This is a genomic window from Herbidospora cretacea (assembly GCF_001570605.1).
GTDB lineage: Bacteria > Actinomycetota > Actinomycetes > Streptosporangiales > Streptosporangiaceae > Herbidospora > Herbidospora cretacea.
In genome coordinates, this window is record NZ_BBXG01000002.1 from 130,907 (window position 1) to 145,987 (window position 15,081).

Annotated in this window: 20 protein-coding genes and 1 tRNA gene; 15 read left to right on the forward strand and 6 right to left on the reverse strand. The window is 68.1% G+C overall.

Features of this window, described 5'->3' with window-relative positions; translation table 11 throughout:
* Positions 1-218: 218 nt before the first annotated feature.
* The 15 genes from AW270_RS03090 (at position 219) to AW270_RS03150 (ending at position 10,741) form a co-directional block, all read left to right on the forward strand.
* Complete coding sequence (locus AW270_RS03090) at positions 219-602, forward strand: WhiB family transcriptional regulator (protein WP_061290412.1); 384 nt, start codon at positions 219-221, stop codon at positions 600-602.
* 140 nt (positions 603-742) lie between these two features.
* The gene (locus tag AW270_RS03095; RefSeq protein ID WP_061290414.1) at positions 743-1,180 is read left to right on the forward strand and encodes an RRQRL motif-containing zinc-binding protein; all 438 of its coding nucleotides are present in this window, start codon (positions 743-745) and stop codon (positions 1,178-1,180) included.
* The gene (locus tag AW270_RS38400; RefSeq protein WP_157521648.1) at positions 1,177-1,377 is read left to right on the forward strand and encodes a hypothetical protein; all 201 of its coding nucleotides are present in this window, start codon (positions 1,177-1,179) and stop codon (positions 1,375-1,377) included. The genes AW270_RS03095 and AW270_RS38400 overlap by 4 nt, the downstream gene beginning before the upstream one ends.
* 48 nt (positions 1,378-1,425) lie before the next feature.
* The gene (locus tag AW270_RS03100) at positions 1,426-2,787 is read left to right on the forward strand and encodes a DUF2637 domain-containing protein (RefSeq protein ID WP_082801266.1); all 1,362 of its coding nucleotides are present in this window, start codon (positions 1,426-1,428) and stop codon (positions 2,785-2,787) included.
* Positions 2,788-2,793: 6 nt separating this feature from the next.
* A complete protein-coding gene (locus AW270_RS03105) occupies positions 2,794-3,060 on the forward strand; it encodes a hypothetical protein (protein WP_061290419.1) in 267 nt (88 codons plus the stop codon).
* 38 nt (positions 3,061-3,098) lie between these two features.
* Positions 3,099-3,323: a hypothetical protein gene (locus AW270_RS03110; RefSeq protein ID WP_061290421.1), complete on the forward strand. Its 225-nt coding sequence runs from the start codon at positions 3,099-3,101 to the stop codon at positions 3,321-3,323.
* Complete coding sequence (locus AW270_RS03115; protein WP_061291406.1) at positions 3,323-3,637, forward strand: hypothetical protein; 315 nt, start codon at positions 3,323-3,325, stop codon at positions 3,635-3,637. Before AW270_RS03110 ends, AW270_RS03115 begins: the two co-directional genes overlap by 1 nt.
* A gap of 35 nt (positions 3,638-3,672) precedes the next feature.
* Positions 3,673-3,840: a hypothetical protein gene (locus AW270_RS38405; protein WP_157521649.1), complete on the forward strand. Its 168-nt coding sequence runs from the start codon at positions 3,673-3,675 to the stop codon at positions 3,838-3,840.
* Positions 3,840-4,226, forward strand: a complete 387-nt coding sequence (locus AW270_RS03120) for a hypothetical protein (RefSeq protein ID WP_061290424.1) — start codon at positions 3,840-3,842, stop codon at positions 4,224-4,226. Before AW270_RS38405 ends, AW270_RS03120 begins: the two co-directional genes overlap by 1 nt.
* Positions 4,226-6,523: a hypothetical protein gene (locus AW270_RS03125; protein WP_061290425.1), complete on the forward strand. Its 2,298-nt coding sequence runs from the start codon at positions 4,226-4,228 to the stop codon at positions 6,521-6,523. Before AW270_RS03120 ends, AW270_RS03125 begins: the two co-directional genes overlap by 1 nt.
* A 258-nt stretch (positions 6,524-6,781) precedes the next feature.
* On the forward strand, positions 6,782-7,000 hold the full coding sequence (locus tag AW270_RS03130) for a hypothetical protein (protein WP_061290427.1): 219 nt from the start codon (positions 6,782-6,784) through the stop codon (positions 6,998-7,000).
* 126 nt (positions 7,001-7,126) lie between these two features.
* Entirely contained in the window at positions 7,127-8,035 is a 909-nt protein-coding gene (locus AW270_RS03135) for a bifunctional DNA primase/polymerase (protein ID WP_061290430.1), read from the forward strand.
* Between the two features lie 19 nt (positions 8,036-8,054).
* Positions 8,055-9,215 carry a DUF3631 domain-containing protein gene (locus AW270_RS03140; protein ID WP_157521650.1) on the forward strand — a complete coding sequence of 387 codons (1,161 nt, stop codon included), beginning with the start codon at positions 8,055-8,057 and terminating at the stop codon, positions 9,213-9,215.
* Positions 9,216-9,356: 141 nt separating this feature from the next.
* On the forward strand, positions 9,357-9,575 hold the full coding sequence (locus AW270_RS03145; protein ID WP_061291409.1) for a helix-turn-helix domain-containing protein: 219 nt from the start codon (positions 9,357-9,359) through the stop codon (positions 9,573-9,575).
* Complete coding sequence (locus tag AW270_RS03150; RefSeq protein ID WP_061291408.1) at positions 9,572-10,741, forward strand: site-specific integrase; 1,170 nt, start codon at positions 9,572-9,574, stop codon at positions 10,739-10,741. Before AW270_RS03145 ends, AW270_RS03150 begins: the two co-directional genes overlap by 4 nt.
* Before the next feature lie 86 nt (positions 10,742-10,827).
* On the opposite strand, the gene AW270_RS38410 is transcribed toward AW270_RS03150, so the two are convergent.
* From AW270_RS38410 to AW270_RS03170, 6 genes are all read right to left on the reverse strand, one after another.
* Positions 10,828-11,823 carry a hypothetical protein gene (locus AW270_RS38410; protein WP_157521651.1) on the reverse strand — a complete coding sequence of 332 codons (996 nt, stop codon included), beginning with the start codon at positions 11,821-11,823 and terminating at the stop codon, positions 10,828-10,830.
* 78 nt (positions 11,824-11,901) lie between these two features.
* Positions 11,902-11,977 (reverse strand) — tRNA-Ala (locus tag AW270_RS03155).
* A gap of 62 nt (positions 11,978-12,039) precedes the next feature.
* Positions 12,040-12,732 carry an HAD-IA family hydrolase gene (locus tag AW270_RS03160; RefSeq protein WP_063819103.1) on the reverse strand — a complete coding sequence of 231 codons (693 nt, stop codon included), beginning with the start codon at positions 12,730-12,732 and terminating at the stop codon, positions 12,040-12,042.
* Positions 12,733-12,737: 5 nt separating this feature from the next.
* A complete protein-coding gene (locus tag AW270_RS40430; RefSeq protein WP_218009074.1) occupies positions 12,738-12,857 on the reverse strand; it encodes a DLW-39 family protein in 120 nt (39 codons plus the stop codon).
* A gap of 931 nt (positions 12,858-13,788) precedes the next feature.
* Complete coding sequence (locus AW270_RS03165; protein ID WP_061290432.1) at positions 13,789-14,163, reverse strand: ATP-binding protein; 375 nt, start codon at positions 14,161-14,163, stop codon at positions 13,789-13,791.
* Between the two features lie 37 nt (positions 14,164-14,200).
* A complete protein-coding gene (locus tag AW270_RS03170) occupies positions 14,201-14,713 on the reverse strand; it encodes a DUF305 domain-containing protein (protein ID WP_061290433.1) in 513 nt (170 codons plus the stop codon).
* Positions 14,714-15,081: the final 368 nt, after the last annotated feature.

A 15,081-nucleotide genomic window follows, 5' to 3' on the forward strand; every position in this document is an offset into this window, starting at 1 on the left:
GGTTCGACTCCCCGCCGGGGCACTCCCGGCCAGCTGGCCGGTCTCCCCATCTACGCCAAGAGGGCAGCCCCCCAATCCGCCAAGACAACGGGGCTGCCCTCACTCCCATCAAAAGGAGCTGTCTCCATCATGGCTTTACTCCTGCGTTTCCTGCGGGCGGTCTGCCCGTCCGACTGCCGCAACGGTCAGATCTGGAACCCGGGCTCGGGGCCTTACCCGTGCCCCTTCTGCTGGCCGAACGCCGCGCAGAGCGGCGGCCCCCGATGACCCCGGCCGCGCCCGGCCGCGTGCTTCGCCAGGTCGGCGAAGTCCCTACCGTCCGGTTGCTCGACCTGATCACCTGGGACCTTCCGGCCGATCTGGTGAAGGGTGCGGCGTGCGGGGCTGACCCCGACCTGCACACCGGCCCCGACCTGTTCGACCACGAGTCCGCTCAGGAGCGGGCGGCCCGGGAAGACGTCGCCAAGAGCGTGTGCGCCGACTGCCCCGCCCGCCTCCACTGCCTGGCGGCGGCCCTGCGCATCCGTCCCGAGACCGGCGTCTGGGCTGGCCTAACCGCTGACGAACTCGCCGAGATGACCCGCCCGGGGCTGGCCTCATGAGCCGCTACCAGTGCCCCCTGTGCAGTGGACTGCACCCGATCGCGGCCAAGCCGCGCTGTCCGATCCACGGGACCAACCACAGCGCCTCGTGCGCGCACTGCCAGAGCGCCGCCGCCAACCCACCGTGCGGGAGGTAGCCGATGTCTCGCATCCGTGCGGCCTTCTGGGACCCGGCCGGTTCCCGGTACGGCATCCCGACCTTCCCGTGGCGGATGGCCCCGCCGCATCTGCTGACCCGCCGTCAGCTCACCGCGCGGGGCCTTCGCCCCGGCGGTCAGGACGTGCAGGCCCAAATCAAGTGGCGGTCCCGCCGCCACGGCGCTCCCGGCGTCCGGGTGGCCTACCTGTATGACGAGCGGTTCGCCCTGCCCAAGCGCACCGCCACCCCGGCCCAGCTGGGCGCGCTGGCCAAAGCTCTCGCCGCCCGCCGGACCTGCCCGGAGTGCCAGACCGACGTCGGCTACGTCCTGCCCCGCCATCTGGGCGTCTGCCTGGACTGCGCCCACCGCTTCGCCGACTACGTGGACCGTCTGCTCACCGCCGACGCCGACACCGACGCCGGTCAGGTGGCCTCATGAGCAGGCCCCGCCGGTTCTGCCCCCTCCGCCCTCCCGCCTCGTCGTCGACCACGCGCCAGCAGAACCCCGCCCTGGCCGAGGCCGACCGCCACGAGTCCCCCCGCACGGTGCCGTGCTGGTGGTGCAGCGGATCGGGCTGCGAGTCCTGCCAGGGGTCGGGCGGTCAGCCCGACCGCATCCCCGGCGGGGACACCTGATGACCCGCGACCTCTCCAACCAACTTCCGTCCCCCGAAGGGAGGCGAGATGACGCAGACCTTTTATGACTCCCGGGCGGAGCGGACGATGGCCGAGGCCGCCGCCGACCAAGCCCGCGCCGCCGCCGAGGCGACCCGCGCCGAGACGGCGTTACGTCTGGACCAGGCCCGCCGGCAAGCCGAGGACGACCGCGCCGCGCGTGCCGAACAGGCTCGCGAGGCCCGCCGCAAGGACAAGGCCGACCGGCGGGAGCTGCGGCGCATCCGGCGCGCTGAGGTCAACGCCCAGCGTCGCCAGGCTCGCCGCGCCAGTGCCGGCCGCCTGGCCGCAACGGTGGTGAGCCGTGCTCCGCTGATGGTGGGCGGTGTCGCGATGAGCGCCCCCATCCTCATCGCCTGGAACGGCCAACTGGCGTTCGCGCGTGAGGTCATGCACCTGGGCGTGCTGGCCCCGGCGCTGCCGATCGCGCTGGAGGGCGCGGCCTGGTATCTGGCCTACCTCACCCACACCGCGATCAAGGCGCACCTTCCCGCCGGCCGATACCGGGCCTGGACGTGGGGGCTGGCCGGTGTCGCGGCGGGCATGAACGCCTGGCACGGCATCGCCGACAACGCCACCCCGGGCGACCCGTGGGCGGGCGTCCAGGTCGGCATCGTGCTCGCGCTGGCCAGCCTTCTCGGCATCCTGCTGTGGGAGCTGACCGCCTCCCAGCACAAGCGCCAGCAGGACCATGCCCGCAACGGCCTCAGCGCGGCCGAGATCCGCCGCGCGGCCTGGCGGCGGGTCCGCTACCCCCGTCTGTCGTGGGCGGCTGCCAGCATCCAGGCCGCCCGCGCCGACCACGACGCCGAGGCAGCGTGGGTGGCCGCGTGGGTCGACCGCTACGGCATCGGCCCGCACGCCTCCCGCCGAGACCGGCGCCTGGCCCGCGAGATCGCCCGCTACAGCGCCCGCGCCGATCGTGAAGCCGCCGAGTCCGGCCGCCTGGCCATCATCGACGGCGCGATCGTCGAACGCCCCTCCCCCTCGATCGAAATCGACGTGGAACAGATCGACACCCCTTCGATCGACACCCCGCCGTCGATCGAACCTGATCGATCGGTCCCCGTCCGGTCGATCGAACCGGCGGCCGATCACCGCCCGAGGCCCGCGACCAATCGGACCTCGAACCGGACGTCAAACCGGCCACCGCGCCGGTCGATCGACGAGCATCGCGCCGAACTGGCACGGCTGATCCAGGCCGGGGCGATCGATTCCCGACCTGACGCTGAACCGATCCGTAAGGCCCTGCGCTGCGCGCCTAAGACCGCCGCGACGCTGCGCGACGAACTGCGCGACGCCGACAGCGCCATGAACGCCGCCCGCGCGCCGCGCGAGGCGCTCACCGTTCCCCAATCTTCGGAGGGGTGACCCGCCATGGTCGTTTTCACGATCGCCGTCATCATCATCACCGCCGTGGCGGCCATCGCCTTCACGGTGTTCATCGCGGTCCGGGGCTTCCAGGACCGCCACTACGTCCGGGAGACGGTCAACGAGCACACCGCCCGGTTCTACCGGTGCGGTCGCTGCGGGGTGCTGCACGAGTACGGCCACAGCCCGCACGCCGACCGCCGGGAAGGCCGGGGCTGGCCGGTGCCCGATGAGTCCACCTACAGCTACGGCTTCCCCGAGGTCGGGCCATGACCGGCCGACCCTGCCACGGACGCCGCACGGCCCCGGGCATGGCGCTGCTGATGGCGCTGTGCGCGGGGCTGTGCCTGCCTGCCCTGCTGATCACCGCCGCCGATGCGTGGCTGACCGCCCTCGTCGGCTTGCCGCCGCTGATCCCCGCGCTGTGCCGTGTGGCCCGGCAGATCGCCCATGAGTACCGAATGTGGCTGATGGGCGTGGTGGAAGCCGACATCGTCTTTGACCCCAACGAACCGGAAAGGACGGTGTGGCGCTGATGGCCGACCGAAAGATCTCCGAACTGTCCTCGATCACCTTCACCGGCAGCCTCGGGGAGGCGTTCCAGACCTACGGCAACGCGCTGAGCACGATCGCCGACCGGTGGAACACCGAACTGGACATCGCCGCCGTGGACTCTGAGGCCGCCATGGGGTCCATGAAGGGCCACGTCCTGCTGTTCGGGCTGGACTCCAAGATCCGCGCCCGCCGGGTGGCCAAGCGGCTCAAGCGCGCTCGCGACCTGGCCGCCTCCCTGGCCGAACGCGGCCAAACCTTCCACCGCTCCTACCGCAAGCACTTCCTGGCCGGATGAGACCCGCCGGCACTCGACCTCAGAGAGGAAAGCCCATGGCCAAGCACGAGACACCCCTCGTGGGCGAGCACGGCGGTCCCGATTACCAGCTCATCGGCCGCCACATGCTGATCGCGGGGATGACCAGTTCCGGCAAGTCGATCGGTGACGCCTGGAGCATCATCGGCGAACTGATCGCTCAGGACAGGCCGGTGAACCGCTGATGGGCAGCGGACAGGCCCGCCTGGACCAGATCGCCTGCATCGAGTTCCACGGCAAGGTCCCCTCCAAGATCGCCGCCTACGCCACCGCGACCCAGCTTTTCGCGCACGACCTGGCGCGGGAGCTGGACGCCGCCGCCAACGCCGCCGAGAACGCGATGCGGCAGCTCAAGGGCCACCCGCTGCTGATGGGCATCGACGTGCGCGCCCGCGCCTGGCGCGTGGCCCGCGAACTCAACGACGCCCGGGAACTGGTGCTCGGCATCAGCGCCGAGGCGGTCAAGTTCAACGTCCAGTTCCGACAGGAGTTCCTGGAGGCGCTGGAAGCCCTCAGCAAGCGCGAGCGCGACACCAAGAGCAAGGACTACAAGGGAAAGGTTGATCTGTGATGCGCAAGAGTTCGGCCCCGTCCCTGCAACTGGTGCAGGACGCCTCCATGGAGCGGCTGGCCGCCGCTGCCGCCTCCAAAATCGGGGTGCTGGTCCCGCCGTGGCTGATCCTGGGTGCCGAGGCCGCCACGGCGGCCATCTCCCACGCGCTGTGGGGTGAGGCCCCGGCGGTGACGTGGGCGGCCATGGGCTCCACGCTCGCCACCACCGTCCTGACCGGTCTGACGTGGGCGATCACCCACCAGCGCAGGATGATCGGACGGCTGCACGCCACCTTGACCACCGCCGCCGCCGGCGGCTGGTTCACCACCGTCACCGTCACCGGCCTGGACACGCCCGTCGTGACCGGCGCGCTGTTCTTCGGCGGCGGCGCACTGGCGCTGTCGTGGAACATCCGCACTGTCATCCGCTCTGGCCCCGGCAGCGAGGACGGGGACGGCGGGGACACGCTGGCCCGGCTGTTTTCCCGCCGCCGGGACGAGGCCGGTCTCAAGGGCGCCCGGGTGCGGACGACCGAGGTCACCGACAACAAGGTCAAGGGCAAGATGCAGCTGCCGCCCGGGGAGAAGACAGCCGACGACGCGATCAAAGCCGCCGACCGGCTCGAATCGGGGATGCAGCTGCCGCCCGGCAGCGTGACCATCGCCCGCGACGACGACCGCGCCGACCAGGCCGTCATCACCGTGTCCGACCCGCGCGCCATCCGCCGGCCGATCCCCTGGCCCGGCCCCTCCCACCCCGGCGCGTCGGTGGACAAGCCGCTGCGGATCGGGCTCTACCAGGACGGCGACGACGTCGAATACCGGTTCGTCGGCCACCACTTGCAGATCATGGGGATGACCGGTTCCGGCAAGTCGATCGGAGGCGCGTGGAACATCATCGGCGAACTGATCAGCCGCAAGGACGTCGCGGTGTTCTCCATCGACCTCAGCAAGGACGACCAGACCATGGGTCCGCTGCGGGAAGGGCTGCACCGCTTCGAGACCGGCAAGGCCGGTGCGGTGGACCTGATCCGCGCCATGCACAAGGCCATCCCGGCGCGGACCAAGTGGCTGGCCGAACGTGGCTACAGCAACTGGGAACCCGGCTGCGGGCTGACCTACTGGTTCCTGCACGTGGAGGAACTCCCCAAGCTGGTCGGCGAACTCGGGGGCGAGGATGAGGAACGCCTCGGGGAGATCCTCAAGGAGATCCGATCGGCTGGTGGCGGTGTGATCCTTTCGCTTCAGCGGGCTGACTACACGCAGATCCCGACGCTGTTCCGCTCGCAGATGGCCAAGATGTGCTTCGGGCTGTCCGACCCCGACGACGTCAAGTACGGCACCTCAGCGCGGCAGCGCAAGGCCGACGTGGAGCCGCACGAGTGGGAAGACCACTACCCCGGCATGGCCTACCTGGACGGCAAGAGCGTCCGCACCACCCACTACGCGATGCCGCTGCGCACCTACTCGTGGGGGCGCAACAGCGCCGAGGCCCGCGCCGCGATGATGGCCCACGCCGCCGCCTTCCCCGCCGCCGGCAAGAAGGTCGACCCGTTCACCGCTGGTATCGCCCGCCCGACCGGCCCGGCCCGCACCCCGGCCCCGCCGCTCACCCCGCCGCCCGCCGCGTTCGACGAGGGGCAGGACGACGGGTCGGAGCGTGAGGAGTTCGCGGCCGAGTTCGCTGAGCTGCTGGCCGCCGCCGCATCGCTGGTCATCGCCCGCCAGAACGCCTCCCCGGCTCTGCTGCAAAGCAGGCTTCGCATCCCTGCCGAGGACTGCCTTCGCCTCCTGGAGGCCCTGGAGCGCAAAGACATCGTCGGCCCGCCCCACCCCGGCGGGGACGAGCGACCGGTTCTCATCGCAGCCGATGACACCGCCACCATCCTGAGCGTGGTCGACCACCTGCGCACCACCGGCGATCCGGTCGCTGAGGCGCTGGCGGGCAGTGAGGACCCCGACCCGTCCGTCACCGCCGGGCACGGCGACCGGGTGCAGGAGCCGACCCAGGCCGAAGCCGACGCCTACCAGGCCGACGCGCCCGCCCCGAAGATGGCCCCCGAGGCAGCCCGCGGCTTGGTCTACGCCTGGCTGCGCCAGCGCCGACAAGCCGGTCGGCCCACCTTCACCGCCACCGACCGCGACCTGACCGCCATCCGCACCCAGACCGGCAACAGCCGCGCCTGGACCTACAAGATCCTGACCGCCCTCCACCAGCGGGGCGTCCTGGACGTCGACACCTCCGACAGCGTCCGCACCTACACCATCAAGGACCTGTCCCCCCTCGACCGCGAGGACCACGCCACCGCCGCCTGACATCGCCTCGGGGCAGCCGCCGGGCTGCCCCGACCGGTCCGGCCGCCTCGCGTGCGGCTGCGCGTGGGACGCGCCGCACCCGCGCCGATGATCTTGTCACGGCCCCGTCACGAGCACTGTCACGGGCGCTGTCACCCCTGCCGTCACGGCCCTGTCACGGGCGCGCTGTCACAGCGTCACACCGCCCCTGACCTGTAACACCCATCCCCCACCCCTTTCCGTGACACCCGCGCGTGTCACGCGATCAAGGAGACACCCATGAACGCCGCAACCGGTCGGCGGCATCGCTGGACCCATCACGACAAGAACCACGCCACCTGCCAGCACTGCGGGACGCGAGCGCAGAAGCGCCCTTCCCCGTACGGCCGCCGCTGGTGGACCGAATGGCATCTGCCCGACGGCACGACCCGCGACAACTACAACGGCCAGCCCACTCCCCCATGCCTGACCGCCGACGACGCCCGGAAGGAAACGTGAGTGGACTACTGGGCCCCTGCAACTACGGTTCGGGGCCGTGCGGGAAACGTCCCACCCGGCCCTACCCGTGCGGCCCCCGGTGTGCGGAGCACGCTCCCGCAGTGCTCCGCAAGGAGGAGAACAGCGATGTCTCCTGACCTCACCCGCTACGCCCTGGCCGCCGCCGCCCGAGGCTGGCACGTCTTCCCCCTCGTCGTCGGCGGGAAGGTGCCACCCCAAAGGTTCGACCGGTGGGAAGAACGCGCGACCACCGACCCCGAGGTCATCCGCCGCTGGTGGTCCAAGCCGTTCAACATCGGCATCGCATGCGGCCCCTCCCGGCTGGTGGTGCTGGACCTGGACAAGCCCAAGCAGAAGGAGGGGGCTTCGCCCCCGCCACCCTTTGACCTGCCGGGCGTCACTGACGGGGCCGACGCCATGGCGCTGGTCTGCGAACGCGCCGGACAGCCCTTCCCTACGTGGGAAACCTTCCAGGTCAGCACCCGTCGCGGCGGAATCCACCTCTACTACGCCGCGCCGCCAGATGGCCCCGAGCTGCGCAACACCGAGGGAGACAAGGGCAACGGGCTGGGCTGGCTGATCGACACCCGCGCGGCCGGCGGCTATGTCGTCGCCCCCGGCAGCTTCGTCGACCTGCCTGACGGCACCGGACCCTATGAGGTCGTCTACAACGCGGCCCCGGCCCCGCTGCCCCCCTGGCTGTCCAAGCGCCTTTCAACCCCGCCACGGCAGGCCGCCACGCCCCTCCGGCTGGAGCTGCCCCGTGACCGGCGCGGCGCGTTCCTGCACGCCGCTATCAACGGAGAACTCGCCAAGCTGGCCGCCGCGCCCCTCGGGCAGCGCAATCGCACCCTCTACCTGGCCGCGACCGCTCTCGGGCAACTGGTGGCGGGCGGGGCGCTGGACGAACAGGAGGTCAAAGACCTGCTTGGACAGGGAGGGGTGGACGCCGGGCTCACCCCGTCCGAGACCCGCCTCACCATCGCGTCCGGACTCAAGAACGGTGCCCGACGACCCCGCGCCCTGGCCGCATGAGCTACAGAGAGAGATCCACATGACCACGTCACCACCCGCAAGCGGCGCTGACCTACTCGACGAACTGCGCGCCGCGCTGACCCGCTACGTCATCCTGCCCAGCGAACACGCCGCCAACGCCGTCACGCTCTGGGTCGCGGCCACGCACGCCCAACCCGCGTGGGCTCACGCGCCCCGGCTGGTCATCCGCGCTCCCGAGAAGCGGTGCGGGAAATCCCGGCTGCTGGACATCGTGGAAGCCACCTGCCACGACCCGTTCATCACGGTCAACAGCAGCAGCGCGGCGGTCTACCGCTCCATCAGCAGCGACCCGCCCACCATGCTGGTCGATGAGGCCGACACCATCTTCGGCCCCAAAAGCGACGGGAACGAGGACCTTCGCGGGCTGCTCAACGCCGGGCACCAGCGCAACCGCCCGGCCAAGAGGTACGACGCCACGACCGGCCGTGTCGAGTCCATTCCGACCTTCTGCATGGCGGCTCTGGCGGGCATCGGAGCGATGCCCGACACCATCGAAGACCGCGCGGTCGTGGTCCGCATGCGCCGGCGCCTGACCGGTGAGACCGTCGCCCCCTATCGTCACCGCCGCGACCGCCCGCCGCTGCGCCAGCTGGCTGAGGACATCGCGGCCTGGCTGCGCGCCGACCTGGCCGCGCTGGAACAGGCCGAACCGCCCATGCCGGTCGAAGACCGGGCCGCCGACACCTGGGAGTCCCTGGTGGTCGTGGCCGACTTCGCTGGCGGCCACTGGCCCGACCGCGCCCGGCAGGCCGTACTCGCGCTGACCGCCGAGGCCGACGACAACGGCCAGCCCTCACCGCGTATCCGCCTGCTGGCCGACTGCCGGACCGCGTTCGGCACCGACACCGCTCTCCCGACCGCCGTCCTGCTGGAGCGGCTCAAGGACGACCCCGAATCCCCGTGGGTCGACTACGGCCCCGCCGGGCTGACCGCCATGAAGCTGGGCGTCCTGCTGCGCGAGTACGACATCCGCTCCACCACCATCCGTTTCCCGCCCCCAACCGGACAGGCGAAGGGCTACCAGCGGGCCGACTTCGCCGACGCCTGGCAGCGCTACTGCCCCGAGATCGAGACCGCCGAACGGGCCGCACTCATCCCCCTGGACCGGGGAAGCCGTCCCGGTCGTACCAGCCTCAACATCGCAGCTCAGAGGGGATGAGGCTTTTCCGGTGGTACGGCACAAGCCGTACCACCAAAAAAGCCGTACCGGGCCTGACCTGCAAAAACAAGCCTGGTACGGCTGTTACGGCTACCCCCCTCAAACCTGACACGCCTGCTCTCAAAATCGTGGAGAACCGCCATGAACCCCGGACAGAGCAAGCCCCATTCCGACGACCTAGAGCTGTACCGCATCCCCGATGTCATGCGCCTGCTCAAGCTCAGCCGCAGCAGCGTCTACGAGCAGTTGCGGAGCGCGCGACTGCGCTCCGTCCGTCAAGGACGTTTGCGACTCGTACCCGCGAAGGCCATCCGCGAGTACATCGCCCTCTTGGAGACCGAAGCAAAGGAGGCCGCGTGACCAAACGCAGGAGCAGAGGAGACGGCGGGCTCCATTGGGACCCCGTCCGCGAGCGCTGGATCGCTACCGTGACGGTCGGCTATACCCCGGCCGGAAAGCGCATCGTCAAGAAGGCCAGCGACAAGGACAAGACGAAAGCGCGGGAAAAACTGAAGGCGATAATCAAGGATTACGAGGATGGACTCACCGCCAACTCACACAACTACACCGTTGCCGACACCGTGAAATACTGGCTTACTCACGGGCTTAAAGGCCGTGACCCGCGAACGGTCACCCTCTACACGGAGTTCGCGGAGAACCACATCATCTCTGCCTTAGGCGCGAGGAAACTCCGAGACCTGTCAGTCGAAGACGTGGACAAATGGCTAGCGGACAAATCGGCTAGCCTAAGCACGCGAACCCTCAAGATGCTTCATTCGATCCTGAATCGAGCCGTAAAGAACGCGATGCGGCGCGACAAGGTCAAACGGAACGTCGTGGACCTCTGCGAGGTGCCCGAGGGACGTGTAGGGCGCCCGTCAAAGGCGTTCACGCTCGATCAGGCTAGCGCTCTGCTGGCAGCAACCGAGCAAGCCCACGTACGTATGTGTGCCTATATCGTCCTGTCGCTACTCACGGGCGCTCGAACAGAAGAATTGCGAGCCCTTACGTGGCCCCACGTCGTAACCTTCGACAAGGAGCACAAGGCATGGCGCCCGGTCGGGGACGCGGGATGGGGGCATGGAGAGTTCGCCATGTATGTATGGCGTTCGGTTCGGCGAAAGGGCGACACCAAGACGGCGAAATCCCGCCGGACTCTCAAGCTCCCTCAGCGGTGTGCGCGAGCATTACACGCGCTATGGGAATCACAGGATAACGACCGTCAGCAGCCCAACGCGGAATTAGTGTTCCGCACCCAGAATGGAACAGCTCTCAGCGCTGGAAACGTCCGCCGTGACTTCAGGAAGGTGGTCAACGCGGCCGGACTCGACGGCGATGCGTGGACTCCGAAGGAACTGCGACACAGCTTCGTGTCGCTGCTCTCAGACTCAGGCGTCCCCATCGAAGACATCTCGCGCCTAGTAGGTCACGCTAACACTGTGGTTACAGAGACCGTGTACCGTCACCAAATCCGCCCTGTCATGCAGGAAGGCGCGACGGCCATGGATGTCATCTTCCGAAGCTAAGCCAAGAGATAACAATGCAAAATTCGCCAACGCCCCGTTGCCATATCCGGTAGCGGGGCGTTAGTTTTAATCGTCGGAATTCTAGATTATTCCCAGCCCGAACCTACTTGGTTGGCTAGCGGGCGAAGGGCCACTAGCATGACAGCCGCTTGATTGTTCTTGCTCCACGTCGCACCCACCATTCTCGCTTTCGTGGGTAGTCCGGATTGCTTTAGGGCCTCCGGCCCGACTGGCGCTGTGTCCATTCCGTTGACAATCAAGGACGGAATAAAGACGTCGTCGATGTTCCCGAATACTTGAGCCTCTCCGGAACCGTCCGGAAGCATGTGAGATGAAACACAAGATTCGCTAACGAGATCTTGGGATCTCATTGCGGCCTTGCGGCTTACATTGGCAGCATGCGCGCGGAGCGCCTTTGGTGTTCGACGCCTCGACATCTCATCCGCCAAGTCAGCTATCTCGTCCTCATCTGTAGCGCTCTTTTGTCCAGTAACAAAGCACTCGACACCTCTTATTCGCACATGGCTGACGAATAACTGATCGGCCGGTACAGGCAGATCCGGACCTCGGAGGCTCTGAAAGTTTGAAATCGTATATATATGCGGGATCTGATTACTGTAAGCAAGAAGCGTAAATGTGTGATGTCTCTGACTTGCCGAAATTCGTTTTAGCCAGACACTCCCTTTGCTTTGTATCTGATCAACCACTTCCTTCATAGACCGATTTCCCGGCTTATGAGAAAGTACTCGCCCGAGCCATTCTGCCGTATTGTGGTTGCCCGCTTCAGCGATGCCCGTATAGCAAAGCAGCCCCGACCAGTCCCGATAGTGAAGTACCACTTGCTTTTGCGCGGAGCTGCTACGGATCTGTGCAGTGCCAGCGTACGTCAGGCGAAAATCTGAAGTTTGAACAGCAAGGGCTCGTGTGGCGACGGAAATATTAAGCGTCATGTGATCTTCATCGCCTTCTACGCGATGGCCTTCATCAGCCTCTGAGCAATCGTTAAGCCGTGCGTGCCTAGGCAGAGGGCGACTGACTACAGGAGCAAGCGCAAGATGGCACGAGTGCTCGATGAACGTCATCACTTGGTCGTTCAGGGGATAGTCACTCAGTTAGTCACCTACGCCCCGCTACCTTGATCGGTAACGGGGCGTTTTGGCTGGTGGAGCCTAGGAGATTCGAACTCCTGACATCCTGCTTGCAAAGCAGGCGCTCTGCCAGCTGAGCTAAGGCCCCGTTGACGCCCGCTCCGAGCAGACGTCGCTACACCGTAGCAAGGATCTCAACCTGCCCGCCACTCACCGGACGGCGGGCACATCGCTCCCCATCACGACAGCGGGGAAATCGGCGATCGACTCCAGAATGTGCGTCGCGCCCCCGGCGGCCAGCCGGTCTCGGCTGTGGACGCCGGTCAGCACCCCGGCCACCACGGAGGCTCCCGCACGCCGGGCCGACACCATGTCGCTCTCGGTGTCCCCGGCGACGGCGACCTCGCGGACATCTTCGATGCCCAGCTTCATCACCGCCGTGAGGATCATGTCCGGGTAGGGCCGACCGCGGTTGCAGTCCTCGGGCGACAGGGCGAGGTCGACCTTGTCGTACCAGCCCAGCGCGCCCAGCACGCGCCCCATGGTCCCCCGGGAGAACCCGGTGACGAGGGCGATCTTGATCCCGGCGCCGCGCAGCTTCTCCAGTGCCTCGACCGTCCCCGCGAGCGGCGTGACGCCGGCGCGCTCGATCGACCCCTCGAAGGAGTGCTCGAAGGTCAGGTTGGCGGCCTGAGCCTGCGCCTCGTTGTCGGGGAAGATCCCCCGGAAAACGTCGATCTTGGGGCATCCCCGGGACCGGTGCACATGCACCATCGCGCGTGCGTAGGCGCTGGTCCCGGGGACGATCCCCTGTGTCGCGATCGACTCGGCGAACGCCCGTTCGACCAGGGCGACGTCGCCGATCGTGGTGCCCGCCAGGTCGAGGCAGGCCAACTTGATCACGAAGATCAGTTCTCGCTGCCGGTCGCCTCGGTCCACAGGTCGAGCTCGGCCCGATCGGCCTGGACCTTGCGCCAGAACAGCAAGCCGACAACGGCAACGACTGCAAGAAGGAGCAGCTTCTTCATAGTGATGACCCCATTTCCCGGGTGTGACAAACGCCCGGTTCCGCCCCCGGGCCGCGCGCCGAATACAACACTTTATCCCCCTGGGGATTTTCGCCGCGAAAGCCGTACCGAGGAGGGCTCCGCTATCAGCGAAAGAGACGAGACCCCAGGTGAGCAACGAGCTTAGCCCCGCACCAACCCCCGCGTCAGCCGCACTGCACTCCCCCGAAGCCCCACGAATCACCCCGCCACCCACCACGCCTGGCCCGCCGACGCCCACCATGTCTTGTCGGTCAATGCCCTACCGCCCATGGCTCCAGGTCCGTGGCCGCCCTGGCACCCGACGCCTCCGGCATCGCCGCCCGCCCAAGACTTCAGGCCCGTCGCCACCCCGGCACCCCACACCTCCGGCACCGCCACCCGCCCAGAACTCCAGGCCCGTCGCCACCCCGGCACCCCACACCTCCGGCACCGCCACCCGCCCAGAACTCCAGGCCCGTCGCCACCCCGGCACCCCACACCTCCGGCACCGCCACCCGTCCAGAACTCCAGGCCCGTCGCCGCCCCGGGCACCCCACACCTCTACCCGCCCAAGACCTCAGATCCGTCGCCGCCCCACCGCCTGACCGATCTGGGCGTCCGACGCCGCTCGCAACCTCAGTCCGCCGACAGGCGCTGCAGACCCCCGCGCCGCACATCAGGCGCTTTCATTCCTCGTCAGACACCATTCTCTGTACGACATCACCACCAAAACGCCCAGAAATCCCCTCTGGCAACTCGGCCCGATTCCAAGGCCTCGCTCAGGTCCCAGCTATCGGAATGAACGCCCCGGCCCGTGACATCCCCAGCGCCCGCTGTCGGCTTTGGCCTCGCCCACATGCCGGAACACCGGTCAAACAGCCCGCAGCACCTCTCATCAAGCAACCGCAGCCAGGTCAGCACCGCGAGCAGTTCAGAGCTGCGGGACCCCGGCGCTCAGACGCACCGTCGTCCCCCCGGGAGCCGTGCTCACCACGATCGTCGTCAGCCGGTGCATCAGCCACAGCCCGCGCCCGCCCGTAGGCGTCGTCGTCGGCCCGACCGCTATCCCCGGCCCTCCGTCGGACACCTCGCACAGCACCCGTGCCCCTTCGAGCCACAGCCGGAGCACCCGCGGCGACTGCGCGTAGCGCACCGCGTTGGTCACGGCCTCGTGGACGGCGAGCACGTAGTCGTCGAGCCCCAGCCCGGACAGTCCCGCCGCCTGAGCGCAGTCGTGGACGGAGCGCCGAACCTCGGGCACGGTCATCTGGTCGAGTTCGAGGGAGAGCAGGAGGTCGCCGGTCACAGGCTTCGCCTCCCAGGATGTCGACTGACACCTAACCCTAGGCCAGCTGACGCTCGATCTCGGCGACCATTTCCTCCTGATCACGGACCAGGCGACGGGCGAGGTCCGCCGTCGGCGAGTGGTCGCCCACGGCCAGAACCACCCGGGACGTCGTCATTCCGGCGCCCAAATGGCGTGACATCAGGCCGAACCAGGTTCGGTCGAACGCCTCGCCGGTGAGGTCGCGCAGTTTGGCGAATTCCGCGTCGGTGATGTTCCCCGGCCCGATGGGGCGGGCGCCGGGGGGAGGCGCGGCCACCTCCCACATCGACAGCCAGTTCGTCATCGCCTGCAGGTCCGCGCGGCCCTGCGACCTGATCTCGACCGAGGTCGCTTTGACCCAGTCGCTGTACGCCCTTCCCTGCGCCATCTCGGCCAACTGCACCGTCTGCCGATACTGGGGAATCATCTCCAGGGAAAAACGCACGTCGGGATCTGCCGGATCCCCACCGGAACAGGCAACGACCAGCGTCAGCACGAGACTGGTCGCGAACAGCCGAATCGCGCTCATCAGCCGGAGGTACGCAGGATGACCCGGCTAGGTTCAGGTTCTACGGTGGAAAACACCATCAGGGCAGAACAATGGAGTTGGCGTGGACACGATCAAGCGTGAACGGGAACTCGATCTCCGTCAGCTTCTCGCCGGTCTGACAGCGGTCCGCGACGGCGACTTCGGCACCCGCCTCCCCAATGACGGCGACGACGGCCTGCTCAAGGAGATCGCGACCGTCTTCAACGGCATGGTCGACCAGCTCTCCCTGTTCACCAGCGAGGTGACCCGGGTCGCCCGCGAGGTCGGCACCGAGGGCCAGCTGGGCGGTCAGGCCGACGTGCCGGGCGTCTCGGGCACGTGGAAGGACCTCACCGACTCCGTCAACG

Coding starts and splice junctions, on each gene's coding strand:
- AW270_RS03135 (WP_061290430.1), top strand. CDS start 7,127: ATGTCTCCTGACCTCACCCGCTACGCCCTGGCCGCCGCCGCCCGAGGC.
- AW270_RS03110 (WP_061290421.1), top strand. CDS start 3,099: ATGGCGCTGCTGATGGCGCTGTGCGCGGGGCTGTGCCTGCCTGCCCTG.
- AW270_RS03100 (WP_082801266.1), top strand. CDS start 1,426: ATGACGCAGACCTTTTATGACTCCCGGGCGGAGCGGACGATGGCCGAG.
- AW270_RS40430 (WP_218009074.1), bottom strand. CDS start 12,857: ATGAAGAAGCTGCTCCTTCTTGCAGTCGTTGCCGTTGTCGGCTTGCTG.
- AW270_RS38400 (WP_157521648.1), top strand. CDS start 1,177: ATGAGCAGGCCCCGCCGGTTCTGCCCCCTCCGCCCTCCCGCCTCGTCG.
- AW270_RS03170 (WP_061290433.1), bottom strand. CDS start 14,713: ATGAGCGCGATTCGGCTGTTCGCGACCAGTCTCGTGCTGACGCTGGTC.
- AW270_RS03130 (WP_061290427.1), top strand. CDS start 6,782: ATGAACGCCGCAACCGGTCGGCGGCATCGCTGGACCCATCACGACAAG.
- AW270_RS38405 (WP_157521649.1), top strand. CDS start 3,673: ATGGCCAAGCACGAGACACCCCTCGTGGGCGAGCACGGCGGTCCCGAT.
- AW270_RS03115 (WP_061291406.1), top strand. CDS start 3,323: ATGGCCGACCGAAAGATCTCCGAACTGTCCTCGATCACCTTCACCGGC.
- AW270_RS03145 (WP_061291409.1), top strand. CDS start 9,357: ATGAACCCCGGACAGAGCAAGCCCCATTCCGACGACCTAGAGCTGTAC.
- AW270_RS03125 (WP_061290425.1), top strand. CDS start 4,226: ATGCGCAAGAGTTCGGCCCCGTCCCTGCAACTGGTGCAGGACGCCTCC.
- AW270_RS03120 (WP_061290424.1), top strand. CDS start 3,840: ATGGGCAGCGGACAGGCCCGCCTGGACCAGATCGCCTGCATCGAGTTC.
- AW270_RS38410 (WP_157521651.1), bottom strand. CDS start 11,823: ATGACGTTCATCGAGCACTCGTGCCATCTTGCGCTTGCTCCTGTAGTC.
- AW270_RS03140 (WP_157521650.1), top strand. CDS start 8,055: ATGACCACGTCACCACCCGCAAGCGGCGCTGACCTACTCGACGAACTG.
- AW270_RS03105 (WP_061290419.1), top strand. CDS start 2,794: ATGGTCGTTTTCACGATCGCCGTCATCATCATCACCGCCGTGGCGGCC.
- AW270_RS03095 (WP_061290414.1), top strand. CDS start 743: ATGTCTCGCATCCGTGCGGCCTTCTGGGACCCGGCCGGTTCCCGGTAC.